This is a genomic window from Streptomyces griseorubiginosus (assembly GCF_036345115.1).
GTDB classification, from domain to species: domain Bacteria; phylum Actinomycetota; class Actinomycetes; order Streptomycetales; family Streptomycetaceae; genus Streptomyces; species Streptomyces griseorubiginosus_C.
On sequence record NZ_CP107766.1, the window covers coordinates 2,675,420 to 2,690,420 of the forward strand.

Annotated in this window: 13 protein-coding genes; 5 read left to right on the top strand and 8 right to left on the bottom strand. The window is 69.5% G+C overall.

Features of this window, described 5'->3' with window-relative positions; genetic code table 11:
• Positions 1 to 137 precede the first annotated feature (137 nt).
• The 6 genes from OHN19_RS11810 to OHN19_RS11835 all read right to left on the bottom strand — a co-directional run bounded on the left by OHN19_RS11810 (position 138) and on the right by OHN19_RS11835 (position 7,228).
• Positions 138 to 2,333: a xanthine dehydrogenase family protein molybdopterin-binding subunit gene (locus OHN19_RS11810; protein WP_330264162.1), complete on the bottom strand. Its 2,196-nt coding sequence runs from the start codon at positions 2,331 to 2,333 to the stop codon at positions 138 to 140.
• Entirely contained in the window at positions 2,330 to 3,310 is a 981-nt protein-coding gene (locus OHN19_RS11815; protein ID WP_330264163.1) for a xanthine dehydrogenase family protein subunit M, read from the bottom strand. Before OHN19_RS11815 ends, OHN19_RS11810 begins: the two co-directional genes overlap by 4 nt.
• 12 nt (positions 3,311 to 3,322) lie before the next feature.
• On the bottom strand, positions 3,323 to 3,973 hold the full coding sequence (locus tag OHN19_RS11820) for a (2Fe-2S)-binding protein (RefSeq protein ID WP_330264164.1): 651 nt from the start codon (positions 3,971 to 3,973) through the stop codon (positions 3,323 to 3,325).
• 550 nt (positions 3,974 to 4,523) lie between these two features.
• Positions 4,524 to 5,987 (bottom strand): UvrD-helicase domain-containing protein, encoded by a 1,464-nt coding sequence (locus OHN19_RS11825; protein WP_330264165.1) that lies wholly within the window; start codon positions 5,985 to 5,987, stop codon positions 4,524 to 4,526.
• 24 nt (positions 5,988 to 6,011) lie between these two features.
• The gene (locus OHN19_RS11830) at positions 6,012 to 6,539 is read right to left on the bottom strand and encodes a hypothetical protein (RefSeq protein WP_330264166.1); all 528 of its coding nucleotides are present in this window, start codon (positions 6,537 to 6,539) and stop codon (positions 6,012 to 6,014) included.
• A 344-nt stretch (positions 6,540 to 6,883) separates the two neighbouring features.
• A complete protein-coding gene (locus OHN19_RS11835) occupies positions 6,884 to 7,228 on the bottom strand; it encodes a hypothetical protein (protein WP_330264167.1) in 345 nt (114 codons plus the stop codon).
• Positions 7,229 to 7,248: 20 nt separating this feature from the next.
• Here OHN19_RS11835 and OHN19_RS11840 point away from each other — a divergent pair, with 20 nt between their 5' ends.
• Entirely contained in the window at positions 7,249 to 7,767 is a 519-nt protein-coding gene (locus OHN19_RS11840; RefSeq protein WP_330264168.1) for a hypothetical protein, read from the top strand.
• A gap of 67 nt (positions 7,768 to 7,834) precedes the next feature.
• Here the strand turns inward: OHN19_RS11840 and OHN19_RS11845 are convergent, their stop codons facing one another.
• Both OHN19_RS11845 and OHN19_RS11850 read right to left on the bottom strand, forming a co-directional pair.
• Entirely contained in the window at positions 7,835 to 9,025 is a 1,191-nt protein-coding gene (locus tag OHN19_RS11845) for a spermidine/putrescine ABC transporter substrate-binding protein (RefSeq protein ID WP_330264169.1), read from the bottom strand.
• A gap of 162 nt (positions 9,026 to 9,187) precedes the next feature.
• Positions 9,188 to 10,627, bottom strand: coding sequence for a gamma-aminobutyraldehyde dehydrogenase (locus OHN19_RS11850; protein ID WP_330264170.1), 1,440 nt, complete (start codon positions 10,625 to 10,627; stop codon positions 9,188 to 9,190).
• A 170-nt stretch (positions 10,628 to 10,797) separates the two neighbouring features.
• On the opposite strand from OHN19_RS11850, the gene OHN19_RS11855 reads away from it, so the two are divergent.
• The 4 genes from OHN19_RS11855 (at position 10,798) to OHN19_RS11870 (ending at position 14,971) form a co-directional block, all read left to right on the top strand.
• On the top strand, positions 10,798 to 11,313 hold the full coding sequence (locus OHN19_RS11855; RefSeq protein WP_062026720.1) for an Lrp/AsnC family transcriptional regulator: 516 nt from the start codon (positions 10,798 to 10,800) through the stop codon (positions 11,311 to 11,313).
• A gap of 19 nt (positions 11,314 to 11,332) precedes the next feature.
• Positions 11,333 to 12,697: an aspartate aminotransferase family protein gene (locus OHN19_RS11860; RefSeq protein ID WP_330264171.1), complete on the top strand. Its 1,365-nt coding sequence runs from the start codon at positions 11,333 to 11,335 to the stop codon at positions 12,695 to 12,697.
• Positions 12,698 to 12,899: 202 nt separating this feature from the next.
• Positions 12,900 to 13,640, top strand: coding sequence for an ABC transporter ATP-binding protein (locus OHN19_RS11865; RefSeq protein ID WP_123763362.1), 741 nt, complete (start codon positions 12,900 to 12,902; stop codon positions 13,638 to 13,640).
• Positions 13,622 to 14,971, top strand: coding sequence for a hypothetical protein (locus OHN19_RS11870; RefSeq protein WP_330264172.1), 1,350 nt, complete (start codon positions 13,622 to 13,624; stop codon positions 14,969 to 14,971). Before OHN19_RS11865 ends, OHN19_RS11870 begins: the two co-directional genes overlap by 19 nt.
• The last annotated feature ends 30 nt before the right edge of the window (positions 14,972 to 15,001 follow it).

Consider the following 15,001-nt stretch of genomic DNA (forward strand, 5'->3'; position numbering starts at 1 on the left):
GCCGCCGCGCCGCGGGGGAGCGTCATTACGCGGCGGCGGCCCTGGAAGGTCCGGCAGCCGGACGGGGGGACCGACTGCCGGACGAGGAAGGAGAGCCCGGGCCGCTGGGCCGCTCCACAGGGGCCCGGGCCCTCGGCTCAGAGCAACGCTTCGGCAGTGATGGGCAGTTGGCGTACCCGGCGGCCGGTGGCGTTGAAGACCGCGTTGCCGATCGCGGCTGCCACACCCACCTGGACGACCTCGCCGAGCCCCTTCACCCCCAGCGCGTTGCCCGCGTTGTCCTCGCCGTCCAGATAGATCGCCCGGACCTCGGGGACGTCGGCGTTGACGGGCACGAGGTAGTCGGCGAGGTTGGCGTTGACGATCCGCCCGTCACGGTGGTCGGTGACCGTGTGCTCCAGCAGAGCCGTGCCGATACCGCCCACGATGCCGCCGATCGCCTGACTGTCGGCGAGCTTGGGGCTGATGATCCGGCCCGCGTCGTACACCCCGAGCATCCGCCGCACTCGCACCAGGCCCAGCGTCGCGTCCACCGCGACCTCGGCGAAGGTCGCGTTGTAGGCGGCGTAGGACTCCCGCTCGGGAGTCGGCGGCCCCGTGTAGTTACCGCGGGCTTCCAGGTGGGAGCGGTTGTGACGGGCCAGCAGGCTGCGGTACGTCTCGCCGCGGGAGGGGGTGCCCTGCACGTGCAGCCGTCCATTGCGTACGACGACGTTGCCGGCCGGCACTCCGTACAGCGGAGACTCGCGGTCCTCGACGGCCAGTTTGATCGCCTGGTTGCGCACCTGGTTGCAGGCGTCGACGACGGCAGAGCCGACGCTGGCCATGGTCGACGATCCGCCGTGGGGGCCGGTCTGTGGATACAGGGAGTCGCCGAGCCGGAAGGTCACCGTGCGCATGGTCAGTCCGAGCGCGTCGGCGGCGACCTGGGTCTGGGAGGTGTAGGTGCCCGGCCCCATGTCACTGGTGGCCGCCTCGACCACCGCGGTCCCGTCGGCATCCAGGCGGGCATTGGCTTCTGCGGGGTAACGTCCGGGATCGTAGACTCCGGCGGCCATCCCGAGGCCGATCAGCCAGTTCCCGTCCCGCGTCGAACGGGGCCTGGGGTTACGGCGATCCCAGCCGAACTCCCGGGCACCGACGGTGTAGCACTCGCGCAGCCGTCGGGTCGAGAACGGCAGGTTCTTCGCCTCGTCCTCGGATGGCTCGTTGCGCCGGCGCAGCTCGATCGGGTCAATGCCCAGCTTGTGGGCGAGTTCGTCCATCGCCGACTCGATCACGAACGACGCCGACGCGAAGCCGGGTCCGCGCATCCAGATCGGTGTGTTCACATCCAGCGGCACCTGCCGGTACGCCTGGCTGACGTTGGGCATGCTGTAGAGCATCTGCCCAGGCAGCATGACCCCCTCGGTGAACGTCTCGTAGGACGAGGTCTCCGCGTCGATCTCGTGGGCCGCGGCGGTCAGCCTGCCACGCCGGTCGCTGCCCAGTCGCAGCCGGTACTCGTAGGAGGGCCGGAAACCGGTACCGAAGTACATCTGCCGTCGGCTGAGCACGAGCTTGACCGGTCGCTTGGTCTCCCGGGCGGCCAGGGCGGCGACGATCGTGTGCGGCCAGCAGCGCAGCCCGCTGCCGAAGCCGCCGCCGACGAACGGGTTGATGACGCGCACCGCGTCCGCGGGCAGGCCGAACACGGCGGCGATCTCGTCGTGGGTGCCCACCACCCACTGGGTCTTGTCCCAGACAGTGAGGGTGTTGCCGTCCCAACGGGCGATCGTGGCGTGCGGTTCCATCGGGTTGTGGTGGTTACGCGCCAACTGGTACGTCAGGTCCAGGCGTACGGGCGCGTCGCGCAGCCCGGCGTCCGCGTCGCCGCGCGCGTACGGCGTTGGTTCGCCCGGCTTCCCCTCGCCGAGGTCGGTCGAGGGCTGTTCGGCATCGTAGGCGACCTTGACCAGGCTCGCGCCGTGCTGGGCTGCCTCCAGAGTGGTGGCGACGACGACGGCGACCGGCTGGCCGTGGAAGAGCACGCGGTCGTCCTGGAACACCTGCAGCCTGCGGCCGGGAGGGTTGTTCGAGCCGGAGTTGTCGCGGTACGGCAGCTTCGGCGCGTTGCGGTGGCTGATCACCCGCAGCACCCCAGGGTGCTTTTCGGCGGCGGCAGTGTCGAGGGAGGTGATGCGACCGCGTCCGATGCTCGCGTCGACGATGACGGCGTGCACCGTCCCGTCGGCATCGAACTCGGCGGCGTACCGCGCCTTGCCGGTGACCTTGAGCCGGCCGTCCACCCTGGACAGCGGCGCACCGACGGCGGCTTGTGGCTGAGGACTCACTTCATGCCTCCTACGGTGCGCAGCTGGCGTTCCACAGTGCGGTTGACCAGCTCGGCCTTGAACCGGTTGTGCTGGAGGGGGCGGGCGCCGTCGGCCGCGTGCCGGGCGGCCTCGGCCCACAGGCGGTCCGAGGGGCGCTCGCCGATGAGGACCTGTTCGACGGCGGGCAGCTTCCACGGCACGGTGCCCACACCGCCGGCGGCGACCTTCGCCTCCCGGATCAGCCCGCCGCGCACATGCAGCGCCACGGCCGCCGACGTCAGGGCGAACTCGTACGACTGCCGGTCACGCACCTTCAGATATCCCGACTTCAGTGGGCGCGGCAGCGCCGGAATCTCCACCGCGGTGATCAACTCGCCCTGACGGATGTTCTGTTCGCGGTTCGGTGTGGTACCGGGCTTGAGGAGGAAGTCCGCGAAGGGGACTCGGCGTTCCCCGTCCGGGCCGAGCAGGTGGACGGTCGCCTCCAGCGCCGCGAAGGCCACGGCGGCATCGGAGGGATGGGTGGCCACGCAGGAGTCGGAGGTGCCGAGGATGGCGTGTGTGCGGTTGTGGCCGTGCAGCGCAGCGCAGCCGGAGCCGGGCTCGCGCTTGTTGCAGTCGGCGGTGACGTCGCGGAAGTAGGTGCAGCGGGTGCGCTGCATGATGTTGCCGCCGATGGTCGCCATGTTCCGCAGCTGGGCGGAAGCGCTCAGCTCCAGCGCCTGGGAGACGACCGGGTACAGCGAGTGCACCTTGGGGTGGGCTGCGGCCTCGGTCATGGTCACCAGGGCTCCGATGCGCAAGCCGCCGCGCTCGGTGACCTTGATGTCACGCATCGGCAGGTCGCTGATGTCGACCAGGGTGTCGGGACGCTCGACGGTTTCCCGCATCAGGTCGACGAGTGTGGTGCCGCCAGCGATGTAACGGCCGCCGTGGCGGCCCGCGTTGAGGGCCTCACGGGTGTTCGCGGCCTTCGTGAAGGAGAAGGGATGCATGTCAGCGGCTCCTTACTTCCGGCCGGCGGTCTGCTCGACCGCCCGCACGATTTTCACGTAACAGCCGCAGCGGCAGATGTTGCCGCTCATCCACTCGCGGATCTCCTCCGGCGAACCGGTGTGCCCCTCCTTGATGCAGCCCACACCGGACATGATCTGGCCGGGGGTGCAGTAGCCGCACTGGAAGGCGTCCTGGTCGACGAACGCCTGCTGCAGCGGGTGCAGTTCGTCGCCGTCGGCCAGGCCCTCGATCGTGGTGACCTTGGCGCCCTCCAGCCGGACCGCCAAGGTCAGGCAGGAGTTGACCCGCTGGCCGTCGACCAGGACCGTGCACGCCCCGCAGGCACCGGCGTTACAGCCCTTCTTGGAGCCGGTCAGCTCGAAGTGCTCGCGCAGCAGGTCCAGCAGCGAGGTGCGGTTGTCGACCGTCACCGTCCGCCGGGTGCCGTTCACCGTCAGGGACACACGGCTGGCGGGCGACGCATCGGCGGCGGCCGCCTCCTCCGGGCCGAGAAGATATGTCCCCCCGATCACACTGCCCGCAACGACGGCACCACCGACCGCGCCAGTGGTGGCGATGAAAGTGCGCCGGGTGGGGGTTGAGGAGGACTCGCCGGCTCCGGTGGGGGGTGGAATGGCAGACTCGGGGAGTTCAGTGGACATGGATACGCCTTCGCATCGCGGACGGATCACGCCGCGCACAGCGGCACGGCAGGAGGCGGGACCGTCGTCGCCGCAGGACCTTCACGACCATGCGGATCACAGCCGCGGCCGGTCATGTCGGCAGTCTGGCATCGCCAGTGACTTCCGTGGCAGGGAGACTTTCCTCCCCCTTTACTCTTCTCCCCCGAGCCGTGGTGACGTCATCTGCGCTGTGGGTTTGTTGGCCCAAGCGGGACAACGCATCCCCGGCATCGACGCGCGCCTCAAAGGATCATGCGGCCATTGAAGATGGGCGAGCATGCCTGTTCCGGGCGAGAAGGTGCCTACTGACCTCGTAGGGCCTCGGTGCCTCGGCCGACTGCCATAAGTTGCTTGAGGCCTTCGCGCACTGCGTGTCCAACCCGCCGAGGAAGCCCGGCACTGCGACCGAGCGCCCATCGGAGTGCGCCGACCAACAAGGTGTGGAATCACCGGAAGACCCGAGATCCGGTGGCTCTACGGCGCCCGGCGGCCTAGGCCAAAGGGCATCCTCACCCCTCGATGCCGCGCTTCAGGTCGCAGAACCTGGATGGTTCCCAATCCACGCCAGCCCTCCGAGATCAAGGTGACGACGGGCGCGCGTGACGGCTACGTAGGCAAGGCGTGCGTCCGATTCGTTCACGGTTTCCGGGATGGGACGGCCCGAGTCGTCGTGCTGGTCGGTGTCTGGGGGCGGCGGGAAATCATCGGCGATTCTGATCTTGTCCCATTCTCGGCCTTTGGCCTTGTGAGCGGTGGAGACGGTCACGTCGGCCTGGCTCTCGTCGGTGAGCGCGTCGACCGCGGTAATGACGGCTTCCGGGCCGTGGGCGTCGACGAGTTCCACGAACGGCTGCAGGTCGCGGCCGGCGGGGTCGTGCTCGGCGTAGTCCTGCAACTCGCCCCACGAGGTGAAGAGCACGAGCTCGGGGTGGGAGGTGCGCCGTCCGTCCTTCAGGTCGCGAGCGGCGACGGCCAGCGCGACGAGTGTCTGTCCACCCCGGGCCAGGGCGACGCTGTGGCCGCTCGAGAGCAGCCTCATCACCTCCGACATGGCTCCGATGTTGGTACGGCAGAGCACGGCATCCGGAGAGTCAAGCGCGCCGACGTTCGTGGTGATCGTGTCCGTGCCTGTCAGTCGGATGGGCGCATCGGTGAGCGCCAGCCATACGTTGGCCTGTTCGGCGAGGAGGGGACCGAAGCGGAAGGAGCGGGTCAAGGTCAGGTGGGTGGCATCGAAGCCGGTCATTACGTCTCGCGCTCCGCGCCAGCCGTAGATGGCCTGGGCGGAGTCGCCGACCATGACCAGCTGGGCGTGTGCGCGCTGAGCGGTGAAGACCTGCTCCAGGACCGGGTTGGTGTCCTGCGCCTCGTCGAGGAAGAGAAAGTCGGCTTCGATCTTCGGTTCCGTGAGGGCCCACATCTTCAGGTAGTGGTCGTGGTCGAAGCGGACCACGCCTTGCTCTGGGGTCTGCAGATCTGCCCAGGCTTTGTTCGCGAAGGGCATGACCGCTTCGGCGAGTTGGGCGTGCTCCTCCCGTGTTCCGAGGCGGCGCAGCGTCGGTACGTGGTGGGAGGCGAGATGACGATCAGCTGACTGGCAGAAGCGGCTCACCGTACGCAGCACGCTGTGGGAGAGGGTTCTGTGGTTGATCTCGTGGTCGCCGATGTGGACCGGAGTGGTGATGCCGAGGGCTTGCCCGATCTTCCATGCGGGCTGCCGGGGGCTGTTGAGGCGGCGAGAGTAGCGATGGCCGAGGGCGGCGTAGGCCGTGGCGTGGGCTGTCTTGCACACAACGGATCTCGGGAAGCGGGTTGAGGCGTCGCGTGCGATGTCCCTGTTGAAGGCGAGGTAGCGGCCACGGCGTGTGGTGCCCGTGGCGAGAAAGCACAGCGTGCTGGTCTTGCCGGTTCCGGCGCCTGCCTGCAGCACGAGGTGATGGCCGTCGCGGAAGGCATCAACGGCGTGGCTCTGTTCTTCGGTGGACGTGTGCAACGAGAGCTCCGGGGAGGGGACGGACTAGGCGGTGAAGATTGGGCTGCTCGACTCGGCTGCATCCCGCGGACCCAGGCCTGGGGTGCCGGGTTCGCGGCGGTGGAGCAGGATGCGCGCCGTGCAGGCCAGGACCTCTTCCGGACGGTGGTGCGCCAGCATGCCCTCGAGTTGCGCTGTCAGTGCGCGGGCGCGTTCCTGTTCGCTGTGTCGCAGGGCCTCGGCCATGCAGTGGCCGACGTATTCGGCAGGCCGCTGTCCTCTGGCGGCTGCGGCCTGGCCGATCAGTTGCCGTGCGGCCGGGCTGAACTCGACGTTGAGGATGACCTGGCCCGAGGGATCGGGGTAGTGGGTCGTCAGAATGTCGAGGGGAAGCAGGTGTTGAAGCCGTCGTCGAACTGACCTCAATGCGCGACCTGGCGTCTTGGCCGGGTGGATGGCCATCAGCCGGATGCCGTCGCTGTTCGCCCCGAGTGGCAGGGCCCGGCTGGCTCGGCGCAGCTCGCTGTGTGTGACCGGCCTGGTCAGGAGAATCTCCACCACGTGATGCGTCACGGCTGGATTCCGTGACGAGCATGATCTCCCGGACGCGAACGACGGGCGCGCGTCGGGAGACGTGAGTGGATGTGTGCGTGATGCAGGAGGGGATCGAAGGGCTCCCAGTCGGCCATCGCCAGATCTGCGGCAGATCGCCTCGCGCAGACGGTCCTCGCGGGAGGTACGGCAGCATCGGGACTGGGGCTCGCCACCCGGCTCGTCACGCCGACCCGGCCCCGGGCCTGGGGAGACTGACCCCCATGCCCATTTGGTACGGGGCCCAGCCGGCATGGTGGGCCCCGCTCGAACGGGACGCCCGGCGTCAATTCGGTGACGCAGTCCGCCACTCGTACCGGCGTGACTCACTCACGTACGAGCTCACCGGTCTCGACGTCATAGGCGAGCACGACCCCATCGACGTCCGGATCCGCTTCCACGCGGACCCGCCGTACCTCACCTACGGCCAGCGTCCCGAGGACTTCCCCCGCGTGCACGCCAAGCCCGGGGTGCCGTCGAAGCATCGGTACAAGTTCGACGACGCCCTCTGCCTCTGGTATCCGCTCGACCCGGAAGAGCGGCGATGGACGAGTTCGAAAGGGTTGCTGGACCTCATCGAGATAGTCCGCACACACTTGTTCCTCGAACACTACTGGCGGCTCACCGGCGGTGAGCAGGGCGGCCAGTGGCTGGTGGAGGATGCTCCTCACGGCATTCCGGGGGGTCGTGCGTGGCGGTCATCGCGGCGGCACAGGCGACGGACGGCGGCTGGACCTGGGCCCAGACCGCCGCACTGGTCGTCCCGTGCATCGCTCTCCTCGGCGCCTATCTCACGTACACCCTCAACCAGCGGGCCGTACGCAGGGAACGCCGCGCCAAGACCTTCGCCGAAGCTCTGACGGCGGTCGAGGAGTACCTGGAGATGCCGTACCGCATACGGCGACACCCCAAGTCCTCCTCCGCCGTACGACAACAACTCACCGACGAAATCAGCGCTCTGCTGGCCCAGATGGCCTTCCACCAGGCGTGGCTCCAGATCGAGGCATCGGCCGTGGCGGGTCCATACGCAACGCTCGTGGCTACGGCCCGAGCGGAGGCCGGCGCGCAGATGAGCCTCGCCTGGGACCAGCCGCCGATCACCACCGACGGCGGTATGAACCTCGGGGTGCCGTATCCGCGGGACCGATCAAACGCCGCGCGAGCCATCTGCATCGAGGTGATGCGCCGCCACCTCGGAGAACGCTCGTGATCTCGGTGCCAACTATCCCTCTTTTGTGCCAACTAAAAATCCTCGTCACAGACGACCCCCTGCCCCCTCACAACCCCACAATCGCGTTCCACCGCCGCGCAAACCCCACCCGCTCCCTCGACGTGATGTCCCGTGCGATCACCAGCCGCTCCCGCATCCGCGCGTCCGGGAAGATCAGGGGATTCTCGGCGAGCGCGGCGGTGTCCTCGTCCTTCGACGCGGCCAGGACCTCCCGCGCGGCGGGGACGGGGCAGACGTAGTTGACCCAGGCCGCGAGTTCCGCGGCGACCTCGGGGTCGTAGTAGTAGTCGACGAGCCGCTCGGCGTTCGCCTTGTGCAGGGCGCGGTCGGGGATCATCAGGGAGTCCGACCACAGCTCCGCGCCCTCCTCGGGGACGACGAAGCGGATGTCGGGGTTGTCGGCCTGGAGCTGGATCACGTCCCCGGAGTACGCCTGGCAGGCCAGGACGTCACCGCTGACGAGGTCCTTGGTGTAGTCGTTGCCGGTGAAGCGGCGGATCTGGCCGTTCCTCACGTACCTCTCGACCTGGTCGCAGACTTCGTGGAAGTCGTCCGCCGTCCACGTCCTGATGTCGACGCCGTTGCCCTGCATGAGCAGCGCGAAGGCCTCGTCGAGCCCGGAGAGCAGGGTGACGCGGCCCTTGAGGTCGCTCGCCCAGAGATCCTTGACGTGCCGGATCTCGCGGCCCAGCTTCCCGCGGTTGTACGCGATCCCGGTGATCCCCGACTGCCAGGGCACGGTGAACCTGCGGCCCGGGTCGAAGGCGGGCGAACGCAGCAGCGGGTCCAGGTACTTGGTGACGTTCGGCTGGTGCGCCCGGTCCATCTCCTGGACCCAGCCCAGTCGTACGAACCGCGCGCACATCCAGTCGCTGACGACGATGAGGTCGCGTCCGGTCTGCTGGTGGTTCATCAGCGCGGGGCTGATCTTGCCGAAGAACTCGTCGTTGTCGTTGATCTCCTCGACGTAGTCGACGGATATGCCGGTCCGCCTGCGGAAGGCGTCCAGCGTCGGCCGCCGCGTCGAGTCGTCGTCGTCCGTGTCGATGTAGAGCGGCCAGTTCGCCCAGGTCAGCCGCTTGTCGGCGGCGGAGCGGTCGGGGCCGGCCCGGTCGCCCGCGGCCACGTACGCGGCGGGCACCCCGCAGCCGGCGAGCCCACCCAGCACCGCCCCACCACCGAGCGCGCGCAGCAGGGTCCTGCGGGAGGGCGGGGACGGCTTCGGCGTGAGGGGCATCGCCGCAGCATGCCGTCCCTGACGGTGGGCCGACAAGGCCGAACCTCCGGGCGCCGGGGCGGCGAGCCACCTGAGGAGCGCGGGGAACTGCGCGACCAGCCCCCACGCACCAGCCGGCCGACCCACTACCGGCAGAACCCCACTCCCCCGCCGCCGAAGAACCTACGCGTCCAACGACGTCATCACGTGCTTGATCCGCGTGTAGTCCTCGAACCCGTATCCCGAAAGGTCCTTGCCGTACCCCGACTTCTTGAACCCGCCGTGCGGCATCTCCGCGACCAGCGGGATGTGCGTGTTGATCCACACGCACCCGAAGTCCAGCTTCTTCGACATCCGCATCGCACGCCCGTGGTCCTTGGTCCACACCGAGGACGCGAGCGCGTACTCGACCCCGTTGGCCCAGGACACGGCCTGCTCCTCGTCGGAGAAGGACTGCACGGTGATGACCGGCCCGAACACCTCGTTCTGGATGATCTCGTCGTCCTGCTTCAGCCCGGAGACCACGGTCGGCGCGTAGAAGTACCCCTTGTCGCCGACCTGGTGGCCGCCGGCCTCGACCTTGGCGTGCGCGGGCAGCCGCTCGATGAACCCGGAGACCTGCTTGAGCTGGTTCGGGTTGTTGAGCGGGCCGAACAGCACGTCCTCGTCGTCCGGCTGCCCGGTCTTCGTCTCGGCGGCGGCCTTGGCCAGCGCGGCCACGAACTCGTCGTGGATGGAGGACTGCACCAGCACGCGCGTGGCCGCCGTACAGTCCTGCCCTGCGTTGAAGAAGCCCGCGACGGAGATGTCCTCGACGGCCTTGGCGATGTCGGTGTCCTCGAAGACGACGACCGGGGCCTTGCCGCCCAGCTCCAGGTGGACCCGCTTCAGGTCCCTGGACGCGGACTCGGCGACCGACATGCCGGCCCGCACGGACCCGGTGATGGAGGCCATCGCCGGCGTCGGGTGCTCGACCATCAGCCGACCGGTGTCGCGGTCGCCGGTGATGACGTTGAAGACGCCCTTGGGCAGGATCGATCCGATAATCTCGGCGATGAGCACGGTCGACGCGGGGGTCGTGTCCGACGGCTTCAGCACCACGGTGTTGCCCGCCGCGATCGCCGGCGCGAACTTCCACACGGCCATCATCATCGGGTAGTTCCAGGGCGCGACCTGCGCGCAGACACCGACCGGCTCACGGCGCACGATCGAGGTCAGGCCCTCCATGTACTCACCGGCCGAGCGGCCCTCCAGCATCCGCGCCGCACCGGCGAAGAAGCGGATCTGGTCGACCATCGGCGGGATCTCCTCGGACCGCGTGAGCCCGATCGGCTTGCCGGTGTTCTCCACCTCGGCCGCGATGAGTTCCTCGGCCCGCTCCTCGAACGCGTCGGCGATCTTCAGCAGGGCCTTCTGGCGCTCGGCGGGAGTCGTGTCGCGCCAGCCGGGGAAGGCGGCTTCCGCGGCGGCCATCGCCGCGTCCACGTCCGCCTGCCCGGACAGCGGCGCGGTCGCGTACGCCTCACCGGTCGCGGGGTTGACCACGTCCGTGGTCCGTCCATCGGCGGCGTCCCGGAACTCACCGTCGATGTAGTTGCGCAGACGACGCAGCTCGGTACTCACTGCCGGCCTCCTGAGGGGGTTGGAACTGTCCACTGACTGAGACACCCACCCTAATCGTCACACCCACGTTTTCAACACCCCCGATCGCGCCAAGGCTGCGAAATCCGCAGGTCTCGGTAGCGTAAACAACGGATTTCATCGCCCTGGCCTTGCGGAAGTGTCGAGACGTCGTGCACAGTGACGTCGTGGCCAGTCGAAGCGCAGACCCCAGGGACTCCCGTGAGTCCAGGAACGGCACCCCCCATCTGGATGCCGTCTCCCTCGCCATCATCGAGCAGCTCCAGGAGGACGGCCGCCGTCCGTACGCCGCGATCGGCAAGGCCGTCGGCCTGTCCGAGGCGGCCGTGCGCCAGCGCGTCCAGAAGCTGCTCGACCAGGGCGTGATGCAGATCGTCGCCGTCACGGACCCGCTCACCGTGGGCTTCCGGCGCCAGGCGATGGTCGGCATTCACGTCGAGGGCGACGTGGAGTCCGCGGCCGAGGCCCTGACGGCCATGCCGGAATGCGAGTACGTCGTGATGACCGCGGGTTCCTTCGACCTGATGGTGGAGATCGTCTGCGAGGACGACGACCACCTCCTGGAGGTCATCAACCGCCGCATCCGGGCCATCCCCGGAGTGCGCTCCACCGAGAGCTTCGTCTATCTGAAGCTCAAGAAGCAGACCTACATGTGGGGAACCCGATAACCGTGAGGACCCGATAACCGTGAGCTCCAAGGACCTCAGCCGCACCGCGTACGACCACCTGTGGATGCACTTCACCCGCATGTCGTCGTACGAGAACTCCCCGGTCCCGACCGTCGTCCGGGGCGAGGGCACCTACATCTACGACGACAAGGGCAGGCGTTACCTCGACGGCCTCGCGGGCCTGTTCGTGGTGCAGGCCGGCCACGGCCGCACGGAACTCGCCGAGGCCGCCTTCAAGCAGGCGCAGGACCTGGCGTTCTTCCCGGTGTGGTCCTACGCCCACCCGAAGGCCGTCGAACTCGCGGAGCGCCTCGCGCAGCATGCGCCCGGCGACCTGAACAAGGTCTTCTTCACCACCGGCGGCGGTGAGGCGGTCGAGACCGCCTGGAAGCTCGCCAAGCAGTACTTCAAGCTCACCGGCAAGCCGACCAAGCACAAGGTCATCTCCCGCGCGGTCGCCTACCACGGCACCCCGCAGGGCGCCCTGTCGATCACCGGCCTGCCGGCCCTGAAGGCCCCCTTCGAGCCGCTGGTCCCGGGCGCGCACAAGGTCCCGAACACCAACATCTACCGCGCCCCGCTCTTCGGCGACGACCCCGAGGCCTTCGGCCGCTGGGCCGCCGACCAGATCGAGCAGCAGATCCTCTTCGAGGGCCCGGACACCGTCGCGGCCGTCTTCCTGGAGCCGGTCCAGAACGCGGGCGGCTGCTTCCCGCCCCCGCCCGGCTACTTCCAGCGCGTCCGCGAGATCTGCGACCGCCACGACGTGCTGCTGGTCTCGGACGAGGTCATCTGCGCCTTCGGCCGCCTGGGCACCATGTTCGCCTGCGACAAGTTCGACTACGTCCCGGACATGATCACCTGCGCCAAGGGCATGACGTCGGGCTACTCCCCGATCGGCGCCTGCATCATCTCCGACCGCCTGGCCGAGCCGTTCTACAAGGGCGACAACACCTTCCTGCACGGCTACACCTTCGGCGGCCACCCCGTGTCGGCCGCGGTGGGTCTCGCCAACCTCGACCTGTTCGAGCGCGAGAACCTCAACCAGCACGTCCTCGACAACGAGGGCGCGTTCCGCTCGACGCTGGAGAAGCTGCACGACCTGCCGATCGTCGGCGACGTCCGCGGCAACGGCTTCTTCTACGGCATCGAGCTGGTGAAGGACAAGACGACCAAGGAGTCCTTCAACGACGAGGAGACCGAGCGCGTGCTCTACGGCTTCCTCTCCAAGGCCCTCTACGACAACGGCCTGTACTGCCGTGCCGACGACCGCGGTGACCCGGTCGTCCAGCTCGCCCCGCCGCTGATCTCCGACCAGGGGACCTTCGACGAGATCGAGCAGATCCTGCGCGCGACCCTCACCGAGGCCTGGACGAAGCTCTAGCCTTCGACACCTTCGGCGATTCAGCCGCTTGTACGACCCGGGGCGCACCCGTCCGAGTGACAGGGATGCGCCCCGGGCCGCGTGCTGTCCGGGGTCGCGCCCCCGTTTCCCTAGCGTGCCTGGTAACCGATCGGCCCTGTCTTCGTTCCCCCGCACGGGGGACCAGCACGGCACAAACGGATCTGATACGAGGTGTACGCCCATGGAGGCCCCGCCCGACAACGACGTGCTCTGGGCACGCTCCCTGCACTTCACCCACCGCGACGGCTCGCCGGCTCTCCAAGGCGTCTCCCTGGGAGTGCGCGAGGGCGAGATCCTCGCCGTGAGCGGCCCGCGCGGCAGCGGCAAGACCGCACTGCTGAGATGTCTCGCGGGACTCACCCCGGCCCAGCGCGGCGAGGTCTGGTTCAACAGCGCTCCGGTGCACACCATGGGCCCGATGACCCGCGAGCGGCTGCGCCGGGACCGTTTCGGCTGGATCGACCCGGCCCCGGTGCTCGTCCCGGAGCTCAACGCCTGGGAGAACGCGGCGCTCCCCCTCATGCTGCGCGGCACGGGCCGCCGTAGGGCCAAGGTCGCCGCCCTGGAGTGGCTGGAGCGCCTCGACATCGGCGACCGCACCCGCAGGCGCCCGCACGAACTGACCCAGTCCGAACGCCAGCGCGTCTGCATCGCCCGCGCCCTGGCCCCGGCGCCTTCGGTGCTGTTCGCCGACGAGCCGACGGCTCCGCTGCACCGCGCGGACCGCGGCCACGTCCTGCGCACGCTCACCACGGCCGCCCGCTCCCACGGCATCACCGTGGTCCTCGCGACACACGACACCGACACCGCGGCCCTGGCGGACCGTACCGTCACCCTCCTGGACGGCCGCCGGGTCAACACCGTGCACCTGCCCCCGATGGCCGACCCGGAAGGCCGTACCGCGTGCTCGCTCTCCGTCTGACCCGGGGCGCCCGTCCCGCCGTACAACTGCGCCGCCTCCTGGTGGCCCTGGCGTCGGCGGGTACGGGTTTCCTCCTCCTGTGCACCCTCGGCCACGCGATGAGCCACCCCGAGGACCCCTCCGGTTCCGTGCTCCGGCTGGCCTGGTGCCTGACCCCCCTGGCGGCCACGGTCCACCTCGCCCTGGCGGTCGCCCGCACCGACCCGGGGACCCGTCCGCGCCCCGGCCTCGCGGCGATCGGCCTGGGCCCGGCCCGCCTGATGGCCGTGTCGGCGGCGACCACGGCCCTGTCGTGCCTGCTCGGCTCGATGCTGGCGCTGCTCTTCTTCCTCCATCTGCGGGGCGACCTGACGGGCCTGCCCTTCGACGGGGCGGCGGCGGACTTCCTGGCCGCGGGCTCCCCCCTCCCGCTGCCGGCCGCCCTGACCCTGCTGGCCCTGGTCCCGGCCATCGCGTCGGTGACGGTGGGGTTCGTACTCCGCCCACGGGACGACAGACCGGCATCGGCGAAGCGGGAGGCGAGGTCGTACGGCCGCTTCGGGGCGTACGGCAGGACGACCGCGAGGGAGCCCTTCGGGGCGTACGGCCGCTTCCGCGCACGTCAGCCGGCCGGTGGGCCCAAGGCCACCGAACCCACCCCGCCCGGCGAAGACGCTCCCACGGCAACCGCCCTCGACGAGAACCAGCCCCCGGACCTCACGCCGGACACCTTCCCGTCTCTCCCTCAAACCGCCCCGAGAGGCCTTCCCTGGGGGGTGGCCGTCCTCGCCGCGGGCCTGGCCGTGGAGGCCTATGCCAACCGCCACGGCACCGCCTCCGCCGCCCCCCTCCCCGCCGGCCTCACCGGGGCCCCCTCCGTGCTGGTCGGCTGGCTCCTCACTGCCGTGGGCCTCGCGGTGGCCGGTCCCGGCCTCACCCATCTGTGCGGCCGGCTCCTCCAGTCCACCCGGCCCGGCGCCCTGCGTCTCCTCGCCGGCCGGGTCCTCATGGCCGAGGCGACCCGTATCGGCCGCCCCCTCGGTGTCGTCTGCGCGGTCGCCTCCGGCACCTACGCGATGGTCATGCTGTACGACCCCACAGGCCCCGACGTCGGCCCGCTCACCACCCTCGGGCTGCTCCTCGTCACCGGCTGCGCGCTCGCCACACTGCTCACGGCCGCCGTCGAGGCGAAGCAGGCCAGGTCGGACACGACGGCCGCCCTCCTCCGGCTCGGCGCCCCCGCCACGATGCTCCGCAGCGCGGCGGCCCTGCGCGCGGGCGCCCTGCTGGCCCTCTTCGGCCCGCTGACCCTGGTCGTGGCCGAGTTGGCGGCGCTCCCCCTGGCCCCCTGACCGACGGCCGGAAAAAAATCTCTCCGCACC

What these genes read in the sequence shown, in the direction of transcription:
- OHN19_RS11815 (WP_330264163.1), bottom strand. Translation starts at nt 3,310, where the DNA reads ATGCATCCCTTCTCCTTCACGAAGGCCGCGAACACCCGTGAGGCCCTC.
- OHN19_RS11820 (WP_330264164.1), bottom strand. Translation starts at nt 3,973, where the DNA reads ATGTCCACTGAACTCCCCGAGTCTGCCATTCCACCCCCCACCGGAGCC.
- OHN19_RS11845 (WP_330264169.1), bottom strand. Translation starts at nt 9,025, where the DNA reads ATGCCCCTCACGCCGAAGCCGTCCCCGCCCTCCCGCAGGACCCTGCTG.
- OHN19_RS11865 (WP_123763362.1), top strand. Translation starts at nt 12,900, where the DNA reads ATGGAGGCCCCGCCCGACAACGACGTGCTCTGGGCACGCTCCCTGCAC.